The organism is Enterobacter cloacae complex sp. CARB60 (assembly GCF_036487345.1).
In the GTDB taxonomy this organism is placed as follows: domain Bacteria; phylum Pseudomonadota; class Gammaproteobacteria; order Enterobacterales; family Enterobacteriaceae; genus Enterobacter; species Enterobacter asburiae_D.
Window position 1 is genome coordinate 2,510,976 of the sequence record NZ_JAZKLC010000002.1, and the last position, 21,090, is coordinate 2,532,065.

At 52.9% G+C, this 21,090-nt stretch carries 20 protein-coding genes; 12 read left to right on the top strand and 8 right to left on the bottom strand.

The annotated features are described in order from the left end of the window. Positions 1–13: 13 nt before the first annotated feature. Positions 14–628 carry a Tat proofreading chaperone DmsD gene (gene dmsD / locus V4835_RS12915; RefSeq protein WP_331412404.1) on the top strand — a complete coding sequence of 205 codons (615 nt, stop codon included), beginning with the start codon at positions 14–16 and terminating at the stop codon, positions 626–628. Between the two features lie 43 nt (positions 629–671). Here the strand turns inward: dmsD and V4835_RS12920 are convergent, their stop codons facing one another. Beyond that, positions 672–2,387: a SulP family inorganic anion transporter gene (locus tag V4835_RS12920; RefSeq protein WP_331412405.1), complete on the bottom strand. Its 1,716-nt coding sequence runs from the start codon at positions 2,385–2,387 to the stop codon at positions 672–674. 447 nt (positions 2,388–2,834) lie between these two features. On the opposite strand from V4835_RS12920, the gene V4835_RS12925 reads away from it, so the two are divergent. Beyond that, entirely contained in the window at positions 2,835–3,602 is a 768-nt protein-coding gene (locus V4835_RS12925; RefSeq protein WP_213329467.1) for a COG4705 family protein, read from the top strand. Between the two features lie 303 nt (positions 3,603–3,905). Here the strand turns inward: V4835_RS12925 and V4835_RS12930 are convergent, their stop codons facing one another. Continuing rightward, positions 3,906–4,121, bottom strand: coding sequence for a glyoxalase (locus V4835_RS12930; RefSeq protein WP_442877313.1), 216 nt, complete (start codon positions 4,119–4,121; stop codon positions 3,906–3,908). A gap of 240 nt (positions 4,122–4,361) precedes the next feature. On the opposite strand from V4835_RS12930, the gene V4835_RS12935 reads away from it, so the two are divergent. Continuing rightward, positions 4,362–4,910 carry a hypothetical protein gene (locus V4835_RS12935; RefSeq protein WP_235836580.1) on the top strand — a complete coding sequence of 183 codons (549 nt, stop codon included), beginning with the start codon at positions 4,362–4,364 and terminating at the stop codon, positions 4,908–4,910. 123 nt (positions 4,911–5,033) lie between these two features. Here V4835_RS12935 and V4835_RS12940 read toward each other — a convergent pair whose 3' ends face one another. Next, the gene (locus tag V4835_RS12940) at positions 5,034–5,870 is read right to left on the bottom strand and encodes a MipA/OmpV family protein (RefSeq protein WP_331412406.1); all 837 of its coding nucleotides are present in this window, start codon (positions 5,868–5,870) and stop codon (positions 5,034–5,036) included. Positions 5,871–6,073: 203 nt separating this feature from the next. On the opposite strand from V4835_RS12940, the gene V4835_RS12945 reads away from it, so the two are divergent. The 3 genes from V4835_RS12945 (at position 6,074) to V4835_RS12955 (ending at position 8,756) form a co-directional block, all read left to right on the top strand. Continuing rightward, a complete protein-coding gene (locus V4835_RS12945) occupies positions 6,074–6,751 on the top strand; it encodes a response regulator (protein WP_033145395.1) in 678 nt (225 codons plus the stop codon). After that, a complete protein-coding gene (locus V4835_RS12950) occupies positions 6,751–8,139 on the top strand; it encodes a sensor histidine kinase (protein WP_331412407.1) in 1,389 nt (462 codons plus the stop codon). The genes V4835_RS12945 and V4835_RS12950 overlap by 1 nt, the downstream gene beginning before the upstream one ends. Before the next feature lie 137 nt (positions 8,140–8,276). Then, positions 8,277–8,756 carry an RrF2 family transcriptional regulator gene (locus V4835_RS12955; RefSeq protein ID WP_025760257.1) on the top strand — a complete coding sequence of 160 codons (480 nt, stop codon included), beginning with the start codon at positions 8,277–8,279 and terminating at the stop codon, positions 8,754–8,756. 67 nt (positions 8,757–8,823) lie between these two features. On the opposite strand, the gene oqxB is transcribed toward V4835_RS12955, so the two are convergent. Together oqxB and V4835_RS12965 are read right to left on the bottom strand one after the other, a co-directional pair. Then, positions 8,824–11,979 (bottom strand): multidrug efflux RND transporter permease subunit OqxB, encoded by a 3,156-nt coding sequence (gene oqxB, locus V4835_RS12960; protein ID WP_331412408.1) that lies wholly within the window; start codon positions 11,977–11,979, stop codon positions 8,824–8,826. A gap of 24 nt (positions 11,980–12,003) precedes the next feature. Then, positions 12,004–13,179: an efflux RND transporter periplasmic adaptor subunit gene (locus V4835_RS12965; protein WP_331412409.1), complete on the bottom strand. Its 1,176-nt coding sequence runs from the start codon at positions 13,177–13,179 to the stop codon at positions 12,004–12,006. Positions 13,180–13,515: 336 nt separating this feature from the next. On the opposite strand from V4835_RS12965, the gene V4835_RS12970 reads away from it, so the two are divergent. Continuing rightward, positions 13,516–13,866 (top strand): helix-turn-helix domain-containing protein, encoded by a 351-nt coding sequence (locus V4835_RS12970; RefSeq protein WP_029739383.1) that lies wholly within the window; start codon positions 13,516–13,518, stop codon positions 13,864–13,866. On the opposite strand, the gene V4835_RS12975 is transcribed toward V4835_RS12970, so the two are convergent. Next, a complete protein-coding gene (locus V4835_RS12975) occupies positions 13,790–14,704 on the bottom strand; it encodes a LysR family transcriptional regulator (protein WP_331412410.1) in 915 nt (304 codons plus the stop codon). The two genes, V4835_RS12970 and V4835_RS12975, sit on opposite strands and share 77 nt — an antisense overlap. Positions 14,705–14,804: 100 nt before the next feature. On the opposite strand from V4835_RS12975, the gene V4835_RS12980 reads away from it, so the two are divergent. The 3 genes from V4835_RS12980 to V4835_RS12990 all read left to right on the top strand — a co-directional run bounded on the left by V4835_RS12980 (position 14,805) and on the right by V4835_RS12990 (position 16,488). Then, positions 14,805–15,785, top strand: coding sequence for a nitrilase family protein (locus V4835_RS12980; RefSeq protein ID WP_331412411.1), 981 nt, complete (start codon positions 14,805–14,807; stop codon positions 15,783–15,785). A gap of 76 nt (positions 15,786–15,861) precedes the next feature. Then, positions 15,862–16,179 (top strand): YebG family protein, encoded by a 318-nt coding sequence (locus V4835_RS12985; RefSeq protein ID WP_063930564.1) that lies wholly within the window; start codon positions 15,862–15,864, stop codon positions 16,177–16,179. A 93-nt stretch (positions 16,180–16,272) separates the two neighbouring features. After that, a complete protein-coding gene (locus V4835_RS12990; protein ID WP_248206102.1) occupies positions 16,273–16,488 on the top strand; it encodes a DUF6500 family protein in 216 nt (71 codons plus the stop codon). On the opposite strand, the gene V4835_RS12995 is transcribed toward V4835_RS12990, so the two are convergent. Next, entirely contained in the window at positions 16,477–17,523 is a 1,047-nt protein-coding gene (locus V4835_RS12995; protein ID WP_331412412.1) for an NAD(P)/FAD-dependent oxidoreductase, read from the bottom strand. The two genes, V4835_RS12990 and V4835_RS12995, sit on opposite strands and share 12 nt — an antisense overlap. Positions 17,524–17,861: 338 nt before the next feature. On the opposite strand from V4835_RS12995, the gene V4835_RS13000 reads away from it, so the two are divergent. Next, positions 17,862–19,031 carry a hypothetical protein gene (locus V4835_RS13000; RefSeq protein ID WP_331412413.1) on the top strand — a complete coding sequence of 390 codons (1,170 nt, stop codon included), beginning with the start codon at positions 17,862–17,864 and terminating at the stop codon, positions 19,029–19,031. A gap of 96 nt (positions 19,032–19,127) precedes the next feature. On the opposite strand, the gene V4835_RS13005 is transcribed toward V4835_RS13000, so the two are convergent. Beyond that, the gene (locus V4835_RS13005) at positions 19,128–19,580 is read right to left on the bottom strand and encodes a VOC family protein (RefSeq protein WP_331414127.1); all 453 of its coding nucleotides are present in this window, start codon (positions 19,578–19,580) and stop codon (positions 19,128–19,130) included. Positions 19,581–19,861: 281 nt separating this feature from the next. On the opposite strand from V4835_RS13005, the gene V4835_RS13010 reads away from it, so the two are divergent. Beyond that, entirely contained in the window at positions 19,862–20,785 is a 924-nt protein-coding gene (locus V4835_RS13010) for a hypothetical protein (protein ID WP_331412414.1), read from the top strand. Positions 20,786–21,090: the final 305 nt, after the last annotated feature.

Here is a 21,090-nt window from a genome sequence, read left to right on the forward strand (position 1 = left end):
CAAGGAAGGTTTAATGAAAGACGTCTCACATCGTGAATCGTTCGCGTTCAGCGCCCGGGTGCTGGGCGCGCTGTTTTATTTCGCTCCCGACAGCGAGCAGGCCGCGCCGCTGGTGAAAGCGCTCACCGCCGGCGAATGGGTTCAGGACTGGCCCCTGCCTTCGGAAGCGCTGCAGCCCGTTGCCGATACGTTTGCCTCATCTTCCGATGAGCCGCTGACGGACGCCTGGCAACGGCTGTTTATTGGCCCTTACGCCCTGCCCGCTCCGCCGTGGGGTTCCGTCTGGCTCGACCGCGAATCCGTGCTGTTTGGCGATTCGACCCTCGCGCTGCGCCAGTGGATGCGGGAGAACAATATCGCTTTTGAGATGCAGCAGAATGAGCCGGAAGATCACTTTGGTACGCTGCTAATGCTCGCGGCGTGGCTGGCCGAGAATGGCCGCGAGTCGGAGTGCGATCAGCTTCTGGCGTGGCACCTGCTGCCGTGGAGCACCCGCTTCCTGTCGGTGTTTGTCGACAACGCCGGGCATCCGTTTTATACCGCGCTGGGCAGGCTCGCACAGCTGACGCTCGCGGACTGGCGTTCGGGGCTGCTTATTCCGGTTGCGGAAAAGACGCTGTATCGCTAAGGGATGTGGCTTGCTCGCCGGTGGCGGGCAAGCCTTTAACCTCTTATGCCTCTCCACCTGATTCACTCACACTCTCTTTGCTTTGAATGAACCGAAGTGCCAAATAGAGATCTGGCGCCAGAATCATGTCATCATCATTCATTGTTGGCCGACTCTCTTTAAACCAGCGTGTTAATTCCGTTTTCCTGCCCGCAAGGATTAATTTAATCTGTCGACCTTTCAGGTCACGCTTTAACTCATTAATGGTCGCCAGAACGCTGATGTCAGAATAGGTGAAGCAAGCAACGGCATCAATGACCACCCATTTAGGTTGTAAGGCCGCACCATCAACCAGGTTCAATACCCGACGTTTAAAATAAGCCACATTAAAATAGGTCAATGGTGAGTTAAATCGATACATCAGCACGCCCGGGACCATTTTAATATCGGTTGTATTACCTAATGAGTGAATCATTCCATCTTCGTCAGTGCCCAGCAAGTGCTCAGAGGGACGAAACACTGTACGAAGGAACTGTAGCAGCCCAAGCAGCACCGCAAGGCCGATCCCCTGGATAACGCCGATAATTAAAACACAGCCAAACGTGAAGAAGGCCAGGCGAAATGCCTGTTTATTTCTGCGCCTCAGGTTCCATAGCCCACGTAAATCAATTAATGACCACGAGGCATACATTAGAACAATACCTAATGCAGATACCGGAATAAATTGTAATGGCTGAGTGAAAAACACCACGACGATACCGATGAGTAAGGCCGCAACTATGGAAACCAGCTGACTTTTCCCACCAACGGAATCATTAACCGCGGTCCGGGAATCGGCTCCACTGATAGCGAATCCCTGAGATAACCCAGACATAATGTTCGCTATACCCAGCGCTCTGAACTCAGCATCAGCATTAATTTCATAGCCATTTTTTGCGGCAAAACTACGTGCGGTCAGCATCAGGCTGACAAAACTAACTAAAGCCAGGTTCAGCGCCGGGATCACTAAATCACGCATCGGACCGGGCTGGAACGCCCCCCAGTTAACGACGGGTAAACCAGGCTGGAAGCCATCGCCCCCAATCGTGGCGATACCATACTGCTGCGCAGACGTGGCCCACACCAGTACCGTAGTCATCACAATGGCAATCAACGGTGCTGGCCAGTGGCTGCGATACGTTTTAATAGCTATTAAAATAATTAACGTTAAAAGTGAGATCCCTATGGTTAATAAATGGCTGTCTGAAAGACGGCCTGGCAAGGCCATTATTTTCTCAATAACCTGCGCTTGATCGAGCTTGATCCCCAAAACCTTACCTAATTGCCCGACAATAATCGTCACGGCTACGCCATTAAGCAAACCCGTAAGAATGGGATGAGAAAGCAGATCGGCAAGTGCGCCCAGGCGAAATTTACTGGCAAGCAGGCACCACCCGCCCATCATCAATGTCATGATGATTGTTAGTTGCCAGTGCAGTTCGGGATTACCCGCAGAAAGAGGGAAGACGACGGCCGCAATTACCGCGCAGGTCGTGGCATCAGGGCCAACAATAAGCTGACGTGAAGAACCAAACAATGCATACGCTATCATCGGTAAAACGCAGGAATACAGCCCCACGATAGCCCCAACCCCCGCCAGTTCAGCATACGCAATAGCAACGGGTAGCGCGACAGCCGCAACGGATAACCCGGCTTTAACATCCTGTTTTAGCCAGTTTTTATCGTAGGCTAACAAATTTTGTAAACCTGGCATGTAGTTTAATAAAACTTTTCCGAACACGTTATTCTCCGGATATAAATATTACCCGCGTAATGTTGGCACACTTCTCAGTGAGGTTCTGGCTTTCAAATGCTCCGGATTAAGACCGCCACTGTTCAGAATTTAATAACACTTCAACTATTTATTATTCTGACTGGTGTTAAACATAGTTCAAAAACGACCTCTTAGCAGGAGTGGGCCCTTTCACATGCTGCAGTGCTACACGCTGGTGAGAGATCGGTTACCAGCAGACAGGCAGCCGAGGATCTGACAGGTTTGTGGTTCGGTGTTAGATGCAAGTCAAAACTGTTCATCATTTGTACTTTCTTGTGTGCAAGAGATTAAAAATCAAAGCTTTTTGCAAACAGGACAAAGACTACGATGACTTGAAAAAAAATGTCTCCCTAAGGTACAGCTAAGTTAGCCACGTTAGTATGAAATAATCACACTATGGCAAAGGGCGCCAAAATGATAACCAACCCAAAGAATACCTGGCTCAATAAAGTCCCAGAAGTTACGCTTTTCTTCTGGCTTATCAAAATGATGTCTACAACTGTTGGCGAAACAGCTGCCGATTTTCTGAATATGGATCTTGGCTGGGGACTGACTTACACCACACTACTAACCTTTGTGTTATTTATCATTTCACTGGTAACCCAACTGCGCACCACGCGCTATATCCCGTCTATTTACTGGACGACAGTGCTACTAATAAGTGTATTCGGTACGCTGGTAACCGATAATTTGACCGACCATTTTGCCGTACCTCTTTCTTTGTCCTCAGGCGTGTTTGGTGCACTGCTGATTCTGACCTTTGTGCTCTGGTATAACGAAGAACACACGCTCTCTATCCATAGTATTACAACCCGTAAGCGCGAGATTTTTTACTGGGTGGCCATCCTCTTTACCTTTTCGTTGGGAACCGCAGCTGGCGACTGGCTATCGGAGGGCTTAGATCTTGGTTACATGAATGCCGCAGCGCTATTCGGTGCCGGTATAGGATTAACAGCAATTGCTTTTTATCGCTTCAGAGCAAACAGCATCACGTGCTTCTGGGTCGCCTATATTCTTACACGCCCATTCGGGGCTTCCTGCGGTGATTTACTTTCTCAATCGGAAGGGAATGGAGGTTTTGGATTGGGCACAACCGGCACCAGCGTTATCTTTTTATTGATCATTATAAGCTTGATCGGCTACCTGACCTTTCGTCACAAGATGGATGCGCTGGAAAAATAATCGTAGATTCCCCGGATTAAGCATCCGGGGTTTATGATTCTTTTAGCTCGTGAACGGGTTGCAGCTAATATTCTCCCTACGTCTCTACTGCCGGAGCGCTAGCGATGAAGTTATTACTAATACTACAAATGGTGTTAGCTTTGTTTGTTCTCTTTATTAATCCGGACCTTTGCTATGATATTGTTCATTATTTAAAACAAATACTGACTTAACTCTTTCATTTGAAATGCGCCCCAGAAGCGCCGAATTTCACTGCTACGTTTTGAAAACGCTCAAAACCGTAAAATTTAATAGGGAAAGTGACTATTCTTCGTCCGGGAACGTATCGGCTTCAGGAGAATAATGCGGGCAAACGCATGCCAGCTTATGCCCGTCAGGATCGCGCAGATAGGCAACATAAAAATCGGGGCCGTACGCGGTTCTTGTCCCTGGCGCGCCTTCATTTTTCCCTCCCGCAAGGAGGCCTGCGGCATGGAATCGTCTGACAAGGTCCGCGTTATCTGCACGGAATGCGAACATGGTTCCGTTTCCCGTCGTTGCAGGTTGTCGGTCAAAAGGAGTACAAATACAGAAGCTGAACAGCGATTATACCTCACAGTCTATGATTCAAGGTTCGCAGAACCTGTTCTGCAAGGTCATCTCTGCCCCCCACCCCATGACGTGAAGACCTCAAGTTTCCGTACGTATGCTAAAATTTGTTCAGCTGAAGGCCGAAGATCGGACCTTGTAATTTCAGTACGTTAGCCAAAGTGAGCGAATATGGATAATATTCCACATAAGCAGACAGATCGGAAAAGATATCCCACATGGCTGTGGTGCGGAAGTTTTTATCTGGTTACATCGCATTGCTTTGCAGACGAAATAAATCTGTATTCAATAAACACGGGATCATACGTTTATCATCTGACGCATAATCACGGACAATACACGGAGAACTTTGAAAATAAGTTTGTTTCCGTGGAAAGGAAATTCTCGGATACGTCAAAATACAGTGTTGTGCTAGGCACAATGAAAAACAGTTTTAATGACAGATGCCTGGCTGCCGGCGTGAGAAGAGACTGGGCTGGATGGGATAACGGTTGGGTTTTTAAAGGAATCTATGGATATGTAGGTGAATTTTTCTTTGATACGTTCGATGATTGTGGCGACCATGGTTCATACCATGATTTTAAAAAAGTAACAGGGATAGGGTTCTCTCCGTACATATATCACGGATTCCAGTATAATTTTACGTCTTATTTTGGAATGGATGTGGGTATTATCATACCTTCCGTGTTTGTCATCACGGCCCAATGGAGCTTTAGATAAATCCTTCAACCGCGTGTGCGGTGATGTAGCTGTCATCATAGGGAACCGCCCCGCCATCTCAACCGGAGCGGCTTAAATTACCGCTGGTGCGTGCTCAAAACGTTAAGCCACCGCAGCCCACAATCAGAAACTGTACGTCACCTTCAAACTCCCCGTGGGCGACGTTTTACGCTGCACAATGGGACTATCTCCCGCATCCCCCGTCAGCTGCGTAACGCCCGCTGAGGCAAGCACGCTCCAGCGCGAGGTGAGCCTGTGGGTCCAGTCCAGATTCATCGAATAAGCATAAATCCCGGCCCCGGCATCATGTCGGGCAAATCCCGATGCGCTCGACTGAGCGGCGCTGACCCCGTAGTAGGTCTGCATATACTTGTCGGATCCCCAACTGCCGGTCAGCGCCAGCGTCACCTCATTTTTGGGTGAGGTATAGAACGGGCTGGAAATGCCGAAATGCACCGCTTCACCGTTGTCCCTCTCAGAAACCGGTACCTCCGCCTGCAGCTGCAGATGAAGCCAGTCGGTCACCTTGTACTCCAGCCCAGGCACAACGATTGCCGACCCTTTTATCTCGCCCATCCCCCGCAGCTCGTCGCTGCCGGAGCCGATCGAATTGCTGCTCACGTCTTTATCTTTACGGCCAACTCGATAGCTCAGCGCGGCGCTGTAGTCCAGGTTGCCGATGCTGTTGCCGTAACCGATTCCTCGCGTGGTGCCGATAAAAAAGCCGTTTGCCATGGCGTAATCCACCACCTGAGCCGCGCTGACGCGGGTTTTATCTGAACCCGAGTAGCGTGGCGCGACGTCCACGCCGCCCCCCAGGGTTAAGACGTTACCCTGGCCCTGTTCTGCCGCCGATACGGGCGTGGCCAGTAACGCCAGAACGACGCCCGGCACGATGTTTTTCAGGCTGCGGCCCGAAGATAAATGGGGGAACGTATGACGCAGTTCGATGTTTCTCATTAAAGAAGCCCTTTTGGATTCAAATGATGACGATGCATGCGGTTAACCGCCAGAACGCCCATTCTGAATACTGACCCTAAGGTTCAGATGAGCCGAAAATGAAGAAACACTGAAGCGCGAGCAGGTGCTGTAAACCGGACTGGTTTCCTGATACCGTTTTTTTCTTAAGATGTTCTTCATTCACGGTTGATACAGTTGCCAGTGTGAAAATTCTACTAATCGAAGACGACCTGGATCTCGGCAATGGCGTACGTATCGCCCTTTCAGATCAAGGTTTTGACGTCATATGGGTTCGCCGTAAAGAGGATGCGCTGCATCAGCTGGACGTCTGCGTGCCGGAACTTATTTTGCTCGACCTGGGGCTGCCCGACGGCGATGGCATGAGCCTGATGACGCGTTTGCGTCAGCAGCTCAAGGGGATCCCGGTCATCATCCTCACCGCGCGAGGCACGCTGCAGGATCGGCTTTGCGGGCTGGATGCCGGTGCAGACGACTATCTCGTCAAACCTTTTATTCTCGCCGAGCTGCTGGCGCGAGTCAGAGCCCTGGCGCGGCGCAGCTACGGTTTCGAGAATGAGGCGATAGAAATTCGAGGCTTATCGCTTCATGTCCCGACGCGTCGCGTGACGGTGAGCGCGCGCCACGTAGACCTGACGGCGAGTGAATATGCGCTGCTAGAAACGCTGATGCTGCGCGCGGACCGCGTGATTACGCGACGGTTTCTGGAAGAACGGATATTCGGCAACAAAGAGAACCTCAGCAACGCGCTCGACGTGCATATGGGGAATTTGCGGCGAAAGATCGGCGACGGCTATGTGCGAACGGTGCGGGGCGTCGGGTATGTCATTGATACCGTCTCAGTCCAGAAGGTGACCGGTTAATGCAAAACGTCTGGTATCACCTGAGACGCCCAACGCTGGTACGGCGAATTATCATCGCCCAGATGCTGCTGCTTACCCTGCTGTGGTGTCTTTTTGTAACCTTCATTCTGTGGGAGGACCTGCGCAGTCCTCCCATCCTCACGGGCAGTAATACCTACGAAACCCTTTTTACCCTGGTCGAGCGGATGGACGAACATCCGCAGGCTCGCACCGCAGTGCTGGAATCCTTCAGCAAGGCGCTGCGTGAGGGCTATGGCGGCGGGGAAGATCCCGTGCTGTCGATTAACCTCATCGTTCGCAAGAATAATGCCGTTATATTTTCATCGCAGGGAGCGCCCGCAGGGGTAACAAACACCCGGCAGGGGGAAATGGAGCATGTGCAGAGTGAAGGCCGCGTCTGGACCAGCCGCACCCTCAAATCCCCTCGCTCCGACGTGGAGGTTACCCTTTTCACCCCTGCCAGCGGCTGGAACTTCTTTATCTACCTGAACTCGCGCGGCTACTACATCCTGCCGCTGCTGGTCTGCTTCCCTTTTCTGCTGTTTCCCGCGTGGCTCTCAATCCGCATTGCGATGCGCCCCTGGAACAAGGTGGTCAATGAAATTACGTTACGCGCGCCTGACGATCTCTCTCCCTTAAAAGCCGTTCCCAGGCACAGGGAGCTTCGCCAGATGGTGGACGCGATCAATGACTTCCTTGCCAGGGTGCGCGAAAGCGCGGAAAGGGAACGGGTTTTCATTGCGGATGCCGCGCACGAGCTGCGTACGCCCCTCGCGGCGATGCGCATCAACGTGGAAGCGCTGCAGTCCTGGGTCATCAGCGAGAGCCAGCAGGAACTTCTGGCCGGGGTGATTCGCAGCAACAGCCGCGCTGCGCGTCTCGTCAACCAGCTGCTGCTGATGATGCACAGTGAAGCGCGCATTGATACGGACCTGGAGCCCGTGCCGCTGACGACGCTCATTCAGGAGCGAATGGCCGAGCTGGAGCCGCTGGCGTCTGCGCGCAGGATTGAGCTGGAATTCTTCGCCGAGGATGAAATCTGGATCTCAGGCGTCAGGGAACGCCTGGTGTCGCTCATTGATAACCTCATTGAGAACGCCGTGAAGTACAGTCCCGAGGGCGGGCGGATTCAGGTCGATGTCCGCCCATTAGATGGCTTCGCGCGGCTTCGCGTTTCAGATGCAGGGCCGGGTATTCCGGTTGAGCTGCGGGAGCGCGCTTTCGACCGGTTTTTCCGCGATCCCAATCAGGTGCAAAGCGGCAGCGGGCTGGGGCTTGCCATCGTCAAAGCGGTGGCGCAGCAGCACAGCAGCAGCGTAAACCTGAGCACTTCCGCAGAAGGTGGCCTGATGGTGACGGTTGACTTCCCGAACCGCACGTTTAGCTAAACAGGAAAAGGGTGTTCGATCGCAAATGCCGCAGATTGCTTCAAAATAATTACCGTATTTGTTATATTGTTGTTTATTGCTTATTCACCTCTGCGGTGCCAAAAAGAACAAGATTCACCGCGACCCAGGATACAAAAATGTTAGATTACCGCTTCCCGACAGCTTTGCAGATGGTTCTCAGCGTAGCGATGGCGGAGCAATTGGGCGAACGTTCGACGAGTGCGATTCTGGCCTACGGCCTGGAAGCAAACCCGAGCTTCATCCGCAAATTGATGGTTCCGCTGACGCGCGACGGCATTATCGTCTCAACGCTTGGCCGTAACGGCTCAATTCATCTTGGCCGCCCGCCGGAAGAGATTACCCTGCGCGACATCTACCTTTCGGTCATCGAAGATAAAAAGCTCTGGGCGTCGCGCCCTGACGTACCGGCCCGCTGCGTGGTCAGCGCTAACGCCTGCTGGTACTTCAAGTCTATCTCCGAAGAAGCTGAGCAGGCGTCGTTAGCGGTATTAGCCCGCCACACCGTGGCAAGCGCCCTGGAAGCGGTCAAAAACGCCGACAGCAGCGGATGGGATCCGCTCCCAGACCTTATTGCCCAGTATCAAAAAACGTCGTAACGTTTTACCTGATGCGAAAAAAAACCGCCTTCACTGTGAAGGCGGTTTTTTATTATCGGCAACGTCCCTATGCGGGCAGAACGTCCCTTTCCTCTTTTTTGCCGCGCGTCACGAACTTACGCAGCGTCACGTAAAACACCGGCGTCAGGAACAGACCAAACAGCGTCACACCCAGCATCCCGGAGAAGACCGTGATGCCGGTGACGCCGCGCACTTCTGCGCCCGCGCCGTGGCCGAGGATCAGCGGAATGGTCCCGGCAATAAAGGCGATGGAGGTCATCACAATCGGGCGTAAACGCAGGCGGCACGCCTCCAGCGCGGCTTCCATAATGCCTTTGCCCTGAATTTCCAGCTCGCGGGCAAACTCCACGATAAGAATCGCGTTTTTACAGGCCAGCCCCATCAGTACCACCAGCCCTACCTGCACGAAGACGTTGTTATCGCCACCGGTCAGCCAGACGCCAAACAGCGCGGAGAGCATGGTCATCGGCACGATGAGGATCACCGCCAGCGGCAGCGTCCAGCTTTCATACAGCGCCGCCAGCACCAGGAACGCCAGCAGCACCGCGACCGGGAAGACGATCAGCGCCGTATTCCCCTGGGTGGCCTGCTGGAAGCTCAGATCCGTCCATTCAATGTTCATCCCGTTCGGCAGGATCTGCTTAGACATCGCGTCCAGCTGCGTCATCGCCTGCGCAGACGAAAGCACGCGCGGGTTGGCATCACCAATCAGATCCGCCGCCGGGTAACCGTTGTAGCGAATCACCGGATCCGGCCCGTATGTGGTCGTGATTTTCACCATGCTGCCAATCGGCACCATTTCGCCCTGGCTGTTACGGGTGCGCAGATTCGCAATGTCTTCCACGCTGTCGCGGAACTGCCCGTCGGCCTGCGCCATTACGCGCCAGGTACGCCCGAACTGGTTGAAATCATTGACATACGACGAGCCCAGATAGGTTTGCAGCGTACCGAAAAGATCGGTCAGCGACACGCCCTGCGCTTTCGCCTTATCGCGGTCGACCTGCACGTCCAGCTGCGGAACGTTAGCCTGGTAGGTTGAGATCGGGAAGTGCATTCCCGGCGTCTGCATAATCGCACCGGACATGGTGTTAACCGCATTTTGCAGCGCGCCATAGCCCAGACCGCCGCGATCCTGGATGTACAGGGAATAGCCCGACCCCTGACCCAGCCCTAAAATCGGCGGCGGCAGGATGGAGAAGCCAAAGCCTTCCTGAATTTGCGCGATTTTCGCGTTGATCTCCGCGTTAATTTCCGCGGCAGTATGTTTGCGCTGGTCGAACGGCTTCAGACCGAAGAACACCGTCCCGGTATTCGGCGTGTTGGTGAACTGCAGCGCGTTCAGCCCCGGGAACGCAACCGCGTAGTCCACGCCTTCGGTATTCATCCCGATTTCGCTCATTTTGCGGATCACCGCATCGGTGCGCGCCAGCGACGAACCTTCCGGCATTTTCACGCCGCCAATCAGGTACAGCTTGTCCTGAGTCGGAATAAACCCGCCGGGCACCGCTTTAAACATGACGCCTGCGGCACAGAGCAGCAGCAGATACACCACAAATACCGAGCCGCGTCGTCCCAGCGTTTTGCCCACCAGCCCCTGATAGCCGTTCGAGCTGCGGTGGAAAAAGCGGTTAAACGGACGGAAAATCCAGCCGAACAGACGATCGATAAGCCGGGTCGGGAAATCTTTCGGCGCGCCGTGCGGTTTTAACAGCAGTGCCGCCAGCGCCGGAGAGAGCGTCAGCGAGTTAATGGCGGAGATGACCGTGGAAATCGCGATCGTCACCGCAAACTGCTTGTAGAACTGCCCGGTAACGCCCGAGAGAAACGCCATCGGCACAAACACCGCGCACAGCACCAGCGCAATCGCGATGATCGGCCCGGACACTTCGCGCATCGCCTGATGCGCCGCCGCAAGCGGAGCGAGCCCCTCTTCAATGTTTCGCTCGACGTTTTCCACCACCACGATGGCGTCATCCACCACGATACCGATGGCCAGCACCAGCCCGAACAAGCTCAGGGTATTCAGCGAGAAGCCCAGCAGGTAGAGAATGCTGAAGGTACCCACCACCGACACCGGCACCGCGATCAGGGGAATGATCGACGCGCGCCAGGTTTGCAGGAACAGGATCACCACCAGCACCACCAGCACCACCGCTTCCAGCAGCGTTTGCACGACTGCGCGGATGGAGTCGCGCACGAAAACGGTCGGATCGTAAGGTGCCGCCCACTTCATGTCCGCCGGGAAGCGCGTGGACAATTCGTCCATTTTCGCGCGCACCGCGTTAGACAAATCGATGGCGTTCGCCCCCGGAGACTGGAAGATACCAATCCCGACCGCGTCTTTATTGTTCAGCTGGGAACGCAGCGCATAGCTGCCGGACCCCATTTCGATACGCGCCACGTCGCGCAGGCGGACGACCGTACCGTCCTGCGTCGTTTTCAGGACAATATTGCCAAACTCTTCTTCGGTATGCAGACGCCCCTGGGCGTTAATGGAGATCAGGAAATCGCTCTCTTTGGGCAGCGGCTCGGCGCCAAGCTGTCCGGCGGAGACCTGCACGTTCTGCTCCTGCATCGCCGTGACCACATCCGACGCGGTCAGCCCACGGGCCGCCACCTTGTTGGGATCCAGCCAGACGCGCATTGCGTATTCACCCGAGCCGAAAATCTGGATCTGGCCGACGCCGGGCAGGCGCGCCAGCTCGTCTTTCACCTTCAGCGTGGCGTAGTTACGCATATACAGGGAGTCGTACTTGCCGTTAGGCGAAAACAGATGCACCACCAGCGTCAGCGTCGGGGACTGTTTCTGGGTGGTAATACCCAAACGCCGCACGTCTTCCGGCAGACGCGCTTCGGCCTGCGCGACGCGGTTTTGCACCTGAACCTGCGCCTGATCCGGGTCGGTTCCCGGACGGAAGGTGACGGTGGTCACCAGCACGCCATCGGAACCCGCGACGGACTTCATGTACATCATGTTCTCAACGCCGTTGATCGCCTCTTCCAGCGGCGTCGCCACGGTCTCGGCAATCACTTTCGGGTTGGCGCCCGGGTACTCCGCGCGCACCTGCACGCTTGGCGGCACGACGTCAGGGTATTCGCTCACCGGCAGCAGCGGGATGGCGATTAACCCTGTGATAAAAATCAGAATCGACAGCACCGCGGCAAAAATCGGCCTGTCGATGAAAAAACGGGAAAAGTCCATGGGTTGGATTCTCAGGTCAAGGGATCAGTTGAGGGCGCTGGTGGCGGTCATGGCAACGGTTTTGGCGTTAACCGGCATACCCGGCATAAACACTTTTTGTAAACCCTCGACGATGACTTTATCGCCAGGGTTCAGCCCCTGCCGCACGATGCGTAAACCGTCTGCCAGACGGCCCGGCGTGATGTCGCGACGCTGCGCTTTCCCCTCTTTATCGACGATATAGACGTATTTACGATCCTGATCGGTCAGCACCGCTTTGTCGTCGATAAGCGTGGCTTTGAACTCCGCGCTGCCCGGCAGGCGTACGCGGGCAAAAAGCCCCGGCGTGAACTGACGCTGCGCGTTATCCAGCAGCGCGCGCATGCGGATGGTGCCGGTGCTCGGCGTCAGCTGGTTATCCAGGAAATCCACTTTGCCCTGATGGGGATAGCCCTCTTCGCCCGTCAGGCCAATCTCAACCGGAAGCGCCGTGTTATTGCTGGATGCCCCCTGCCCGCTGCGGGCCAGATTTTGGTAGTGAAGGTAGGTTGACTCGTCCACGTCAAAGTAGACGTAAACGGTTTTCTGCGAGACCAGCGTGGTGAGGACGCTGGCGGTGTCGCCCGCAGTCACCAGGTTCCCGCTGGTGATCAGCGCCCGGCTGGCGCGACCGTCGATAGGCGCGGTGACTTTGGTGAAGTCCAGGTTGAGCTGCGCGGCGTCCACTGCCGCCTGCGCGGCGCGAATATCGGCCTGCGCCTGAGTGGCGGCCGAACGACGCTGCTCCCACTCTTCACGGGAGACAACGTTGGTATTGACCAGCTTATCGGTACGGTTAGCCTCGCTTTGTGCCAGGCTGGCCTGCGTTTTGGCTCTCGCCAGGTTCGCCTGCGCCTGCTCCAGCGCCGCGCGATAGGTTCGGTCATCAATCGTGAACAGCACCTCGCCCTTCTTCACTTCCTGGCCGTCGGTGTAATTCACTTTATCAATGTAGCCGGAAACGCGCGGACGGAGCTGAACGCTCTCCACCGCTTCAATCCGGCCGTTAAAGCTATCCCACTGGCTAATGGATTTCACCACCACGTCAGCAGCGCTGACGGCAGGCGCGGGCGGCGCGGCATTTTGCGCGACGCTGTTGTCGCATCCGACGAGCAGCACGGAGAGCAACATGACCCCCAGCGCGTTCAGATGAAAGTTACCCCAGGTTTTTTGCAGGCTCATTATTTTTATTCCGGTAATTGTCGCCGCCGGGCAAGACGCAGCAGGAGGCACCGCGCCACTTCCTTTGTCCGGTGGCTGTCTTAAGGCCATTTGTGTCGTTCATCGCCACAAAACTGTAACAGTTGCGAATACACTATCGCGGCGATTGTAGGAAGGCGCTTAACTAAGTGCAAGAATAATTGTTGCACTTTATGTGCTATTTGAGCGGATGTAAAAAGACCCGTTTCGGTCAAGGTTTTAAATGCAACAATAAAACTTGCAATTAATACAAAAACGCGCCACCTTTTAATGCAACAGACAAAGATACTTTTAGACAGGCAGCGTGGGGGTAACCAGATGAACACTGGCGCATTTATGCATGATTTACTCGACTGGATCGACAACAACCTGGATAGCCGTCTGGACATTGAGTCCGTCGCCAGGCGTTCCGGCTACTCAAAATGGCACCTTCAGCGCCTGTTCAAAGAGCATACGGGCTATCCCCTCGCCGGGTATATTCGCGCGCAAAAGCTGCAAAAATCGGTTGAGCGCTTAACCCGCAGCGATGAACCGATTCTGAACGTGGCGATCGCGCTGGGCTTTGACTCCCAGCAGTCCTTCAACCGCAGCTTTAAGCGTCAGTATGGTCAGGCGCCTGGGGCATGGCGGCGGAGCATGGCTGGCCCGGAAACGCAGCAGCTACGCTAGCAATGAAATTGTCACGGATGACATCCTCCCTGCCTGCGTCCCAGGCGATGCCCACCTTCCAGCTGATTGACTCCCCCGTTAGCGGAATAATCGCCAGCTCCGGCGGCGCGATATGCGTCACGCTGGTGGGCAGAATGGCCACACCGATACCCGCAACCACCATCGCGACGATAGTTTGGATATCGTCAGTCAGCTGAGTCGATGAGACGAAAAGACCGTTGTCGTGCAGGAATCGGTCAATCTGCGCGTTTAAACCCCGCCCTCGCTCATCATACAGCCGCAACAGAGGGCGTTTCGTCAGCCACTCTCCAACAGACATCGTCGGCGACGCGGCGGGCGCAACCAGAACCAGCCGATCGGTAAATAACGGCAGATATTCAAGCGCCACGGGGGGAGGAACCCTGACAAAACCGACCTGTAGCTCATCGTTTTGCAATCGCTCGTACTGCTGGAAGGAAGGCAGATCCGTCAATGACAGTTCTACTTCCGGGTAGTCTCGACGAAAGTCAGCGATACAGCGTGGCGCCAGATAAAAGCTTGAGAGTCCGAACCCGACGGCGATATGCCCTTCAACTCCTTTTGATACCCGCTCAGCATGCTGCATAAAGTGCCGGGTCTGCCTGACCACCTTCTCAGCCTCTGGCAGCAAACGCCTGCCGCTGGCCGTCAGTATTGCGCCGTGGCGACCTCGTGAAAAAAGAGACATATTCACCAGGGATTCGAGGAGATTGATCTGTTTGGTCAATGCCGGCTGCGAGATAAACAGCGCCCGCGCCGCATCGGCATAATTTCCTTTTTCAGCCAGTATCAAAAAGGCCTTTAGCAACCGGGTGTTCATTTTTGCATTCCAGATGGTTATCGAATTCGGAAATGTTTTGATTATACAGTTATCGGCAATCGTTATGTAATTCAGTCTCGATGACAACCGGAGACGCAACATGAACGCACTGACATCCTTAAAGGCGGCAACAGTACAGTTTCAGCATCAGGCCAGTAACAAAAAATACAATCTCCTGATAATGGAGAAATTTATTGAACGGGCGGCGCTTGAGCAGGTGAACATTCTCACTTTCCCTGAAATGTGTATCACCGGCTACTGGAATGTCCCTAAGCTCACCGCAGCGGAGGTGTCTGCGCTGGCAGAGCCAATTGCAGACAGCCCTTCCCTGACGCTCATTCGTTCCCTGGCGATAAAACATCAAATGCTGATTGGCGCCGGTCTTATTGAACGCGCCGACGATGGCCGCCTCTACAATGCGTATGTTGCCTGCATGCCGGACGGCTCAATGCATACGCATCGTAAACTCCATGCTTTTGAACATCCGGCCATCAGCAGCGGGGACAGCTTTACCGTTTTTGATACGCCGTGGGGCGTGAAGGTCGGTATCCTGATTTGCTGGGACAATAATCTGGTCGAAAATGTGCGCGCGACGGCGCTTCTGGGTGCCGATATTCTTATCGCGCCGCATCAAACGGGCGGTACGGATTCCCGCAGCCCTCAAGGGATGAAGCCTATTCCGCTGGCGCTCTGGGAGGAGCGGGAAACGCGCAAGGAAGAAATTACCGCGGCTTTCAAAGGGCCAAGCGGTCGGGAATGGCTCATGCGCTGGCTGCCTGCCCGCGCGCATGACAACGGGTTATTTCTTCTCTTCAGCAACGGTGTCGGTGCCGATGACGACGAAGTGCGCACGGGCAATGCCATGATCCTCGACCCCTATGGCAGGATCGTGAACGAAACCTGGGCGGCTGAAGATGCGATGGTGAGCGCTGAACTCGATTTAAGCCTGCTTGCTATGAGCACCGGACGCCGCTGGATCCACGGTCGCCGTCCTGATTTATACCAGATACTGACGCAGCCCCAAGGCTATGAACGTGATGCGATTAGCGCACGATTTTCGAATGTGCCCCCTGCTCGCTAAAATGTGAGCGATTTTTAGCTGCAAGATAAACCCGGAACTGTTATACTGTATATAATTACAGTATGAGGTGCGCATAATGGCTGTTGAAACAAAATTTGTTGTCGTAAGAAAAGGTGAAGAGAAAATGACATTTGCCAGTAAGAAAGAGGCTGACGCTCACGACAAGCTGCTCGATATGGCAGACGCGTTCACCGACTGGCTGTTGCAAAGCGGAATGCAGATGGATGAAACGCAGGCTGAAAATCTTGGCCTGTATCTCGCCGAGCAGAAAGAGACCGTGCAGCATATTCTGCGTACCAGCAAGCTTCCCGATCTCAATGCCCCAGCTGCAACGGATAAAGCAGAATCCGACGCGGCTGATACGAAAAAAATCAGGGCTGTGAAAGCGGCCTGATTGTCAGAAAATCATCACAGACCCTGGAGCCGTAAGCAGCCATCTGCTTGCGGCTTTTTTTAGCCAGAATATGTAAAGCGTAAAGGAGATGACGTGCGGCAAGGAATGAAGGAAAAAATCATCAGGATCTGTGATTCAAAAATCGCCTCTAAGGGAAGCGATGTTGGGCTCTCGTTTTATGCTTTTTTTGCTAATAAAAATGACGATCCTGAACTGCTTATGGAAGTGGCGCACTGGTGGATTATGGAGATGAAGCTGGACCATTTTGAAAAGGCTGAAAAGATCAGAAAGCTCGTCTCAGCCCTTTAACACGCTAAAGCGGGATGGCCGGTAACATTCCGGGATTTCATCGCTCTGGCCGTCGCCTAACTCCTCTGAGACCAGTCTGCCAATCGTCGCTGCGCACGTAACGGCTGGGTGCATCGAGGCGACGTAAACCGTCCTGCTCTCATCAGCAAAACCAAGAACGGGATACCCATCCTGAATAACAGGACGCTCTCCTGTTGAGTAATGGATGAGAGTAGCCGACTCTGCACCCGTGAGCCTGCTTCTTACCGCGCGTTGTGCAGCCTCCGCCGTTTCTCTGACGTTGCCGTTTGCCGGGTAATCTTCTGCGGCTATTAAATCCCCGTTGTGCGCTTGCCGAACCTCAATATCATCACCGGAGAGGATCGTGTTGACCACGTTCTGGGGAATCGCAAAGCGCAGCAATATGGCCGGTGATGCCAGAACCGGAACATGGATACCCACCCGCTCAGTCAGCGCTGGAATACCTGTACCGCAGGCCAGCACGACGCAATCTGCGTCCAGTTTCCCCCGAGAGGTCAAGACGCCTGTCACCTTCCCCTCCGTCATGCAAAGACCTATAACGGTTGTTTGGGTACTGAGCACGACGCCCTTCTCACAGGCTTTGTCGAGCAATAGTCGCGTTGCGCTGGCGGCGTCAATGGCACCATCTTTTGCAGCATAGCGGGCCTCTGAGGGAGGATTGTTCAAAGCCGGTTCAAGACGGGCAATCTCCGCCTTGTGGAGGAGACGTTCGTCCTGCAGACAGGACCCGGATGCCGCACCGTAGGTTAACGAACCGCTCCATTTAATGTGGAGTTCCGGTATGTGTTCTTCCAGCCTGTGCCAGTCCGCAAGTGCGATGCGCCGGATAAATACGTCTGCCGCATCATCCTTCACCGCACCGGTTAGCCAGCCAAACGCGCTACCGGTTGCACCTGACGCAGGCATATCCTGTTCAACGAGGGTGACGTCAAATTCACGGTCGGCGAGATGCCATGCGATGGATACGCCAGTGATCCCAGCACCTACGATAACAATCCTTTTTTTATGGGTCACGGTGCCCTTCTCCTGTGCGGGGAACATGTTCATGCCAAGCTGCGAAAGTAATCTCTTACAGGTTATTTTGTAGGATTGCAAAATCCGTGGGTGCAGTGGTTCAGGACGACAGATTCAGAGATTTGTTTCTCACGCATGAGCGACCTTATGGCCTCGTTTTATGTCCGCTTGGTACCAGTAGCGGAAGTTGAACAACCATCTGTGCGATCAAAATATAACAATAGTTTGATGGAGGAGCGGGTATCACTACCTTAAAACATGATATCTAAGAGGGATTGATTGTTACCAGGAACCCAGACGGGATTTATCGTTGATGGAGCTAAGTTGAGATATCCGTTATGAAGAGATCAATAACATACAAAAATGATCGTATGCCAGCACCAAGAACAAATCACTTTACGCCTGAAGCGAAGCAGCGTGTTATCAATGGACTCGTTGCGACGGCTAAAGCTGACTTCGTATCTTTAGTTCACTGGCTGAAAACAGGTAAACAGAATGGTGAACCTATTCCGTTAGATAAATGCGAAAGTCTTCGAACCGCTATTCTTAATCTTGATACCCTTAAAGCTGGTGTACAAACCGACTGGAAGCTGGCGATCCAGTTGATGGAAAAAGAAATCAAAAAAAGCCATCAATTGAATACCTCAGTTCCTGCATCCTCGCAGCTTGTTATTGTTGTTCTGCGAAATCTTAATGATATCAGCGAGAAGATTGCTGCGGGTAAAGCTGTTCCCGAGATGCTTGGCAGGCTCGAAAATATGCAGCAAATGATTACCAACCTCAAGGGTAATGAGGGTCTGGTTAAAAGTATCAGCATTCTAACCCGAAGTGCACAGGATGCTTTGCGTGGTTATAGCAAGAATCAGTCAAAATCAAAAATCAGGAAGCCTGAAAAAATAAATCCTCTCCTTCGTGATGAGCAATCCTTTCGGGGCGAGTGTGCCCCTCTGATCGGGGAGAGCGATATTTTCATAATCGCTAGTTGCCTTATTTCAATGTCGGCTCGATTGGGGCAGTCCCCTGTTAGCCTGGCTAAAAGAGCAGCCGCTTTAAAAGGTGTCATCAAAACTGAGCTTTTGCCCGAACTGCTGGAGTTACTTCAGCAGGATGTAGAGTTGAATGCCTTAGTACCGCGCCACCGAGACAAAGATGACAACACTCGTAGTGATGGTGGTAAGCTTGTTGGATTAACAGGGGTCGTTGAGGGGGGCTCTTCTATCGGTGTGGAAGCGCAGCGCATTATTACCGCAGAACTTAAAAAGCTTGCGTATATCTCCGGAGTTCATCGCGTTTATCTGGATACAGCTCGTTTAGGACTGGCTTTGGAAGATGATACGTTTAGGGTTATTGAAGAGGTAAAACGTATCGCAGGGAAGCATAATTTGAGTCCATTATCGGTTGCGGTGTATTCGACTTACAAAACGCCAGGCATAAGACCGGAGATCGCCGGAGATGTTATTACTTTACTGGCACAGGATGAGGTTCTTTCAGAGACCGTCAGACGGTAACTTTATTTTTATTAGCTCCGATTTGTCCTGACATAGGTGTGGCGCAGGGTCGGACTCAATCTGACAGTCCGCTCCGTGCCAGAAGCGGACGGATGTTTATCCGCGAAGCCAGGGTGTTATCGTAAGCCCTGTGAGCACCCCTTCAGGGCTAAGCAGACGAGTCACAGTTTGCTCCCAGGGCTCTGTGCGGTTAGCCACCAGCAGGCGATACCCCTTCTCACTTAAGATACGGGTAGCGGAATCAAGATCCTGAACCTCATAATATTCAATCCATCCCTGCGGGATTGGGTGTGCGGCTGGCCACTCCTCAGAGCCAAAAGATGAAGTGGCGGCCTGTGATAACGGCCTGACGGCAAAATGCTTAACACCCTTCAGCCTGTTTTCCGATAGCAGATAATCGCCGTTACCCTCCATTGGCTTAAGCGGCAGACCGAGTACATGTACATAAAACCAGGAACTGACTTCAGCGCTCTGCGAGATGAGCCCAAACCCAGCGACAAACAAAACATCAATTCCCGGTAAATTCTGCGACTTACCTGCATCCTTAATTATCTGAAATTGAACCCTGGATTTATCCTACGACTCACTGAATCACCACGCCCAATTTTGGCATCTTTGTCACTTGTCAGCGGCAACAATCACGATCGTTTCTCGCTCTCAGCAGAACTTCTGCTCAGTAAGTTCATCCGCTCCACGAGCGGCTGTCGTTCTAGTTTATTCTTTTTGAAAGGTTTCCAGCCAACCTCCCTTTTTTATATACCCATAAAAATTAAGCTATTGGTCGGTTTTGCCGATATTAGTTTCTTATGATTAAACAACGGGAAGTATGAATGAATAGTTTGTTATCGAGATCACTTTCAATTGTGTCTACAACTCTGCTACTGACGGCCTGCTCAGGCGTTCGCGACAATTCTGCAAAGTCGTACACATACCACGCTGAACATAGTATCGCCTGGAATATCAGCAATGCATCGGGTATGGATCCTTTTAGCGATGCCCCGGTCAGCCACTCTCAAATCGAAATGTTCAGCCGCACGGATTACGATTTTACTTTTCCGTTAGTGGAAAATGATAAATTAAATGAAGCGTCATTGCCTTTAACCCCGTTACTGCAGTATCGACCAACGGGTATGGGCGTGGAAGAGTGGCAAACAGATGGAATTCTGGCGTGGATCCCTACTGAACTGGCCCCTACCCCCGAGGCGGCATCACTGGTGCTCTCAGATAAAATTGAATCTGCTGTGCTAGCGACCTTAAAAGAATCTAAACGCAAACATGGCGATGTCCGTAAGGGAGAGGGATATAATAACTGGTTAGGAAAATACGTGTTTCAGACCAATGAATCCCGCTATCTGGTCGTTAAATTTGCAGATAAAGATGCGGGATGTGAGCTTCCAAAAAATGGATATTATGATCCTGCAAGCCAGAATAGTCCGACCTGCGGCTTTTACACCAGCTTCCACGACGCAGAAAAAATTGTTCGCACTCCTGACTTCATAGGTGCGAATGCGACCGGGAAAAGTTATCTCGTGAGGCACGATGGGTTAAATGGAAGTCACCTCAGCCCTGTATTTATAAACAGCGCCGGACAATCGGATGCAAAAAATCAGCGTATGAATTATGCCTTCATGCAACAAGTTAGCCGCCATCTTCCAGCGTGGGTAATTATCTACCTCTCACCAAAAGAAGATAAGGGTTTACCTGCCGTTGTATTACAGCAAGGGAAAGTGCATTTTTTCTTTCGCGAAAAATAAAGCTGATCGCATCAGCGGTTGATCTTAATGTCCGCTCTGTGCCAGGAGCGGACATTCTCTGCGAATGAACATATGCACTGATAGCTGACTACCCAAATATTTTAGGGCACTCGTTCAGCTTTAGCTTAAGCGCCCCCACAATCATCTGGTTGCTGGAAGCATTTAATGGGAGATGATGACTAAGCAAGGCACTGGCAATGTTTCTTTAGCGATCGAAATTATGTCGGTCACTCACCAATGGTTTACTGCATTCAAAGATTCGCGTCGAAAATAGGTTAAAAGCGAACCACTTTTCTCAAGGGCTT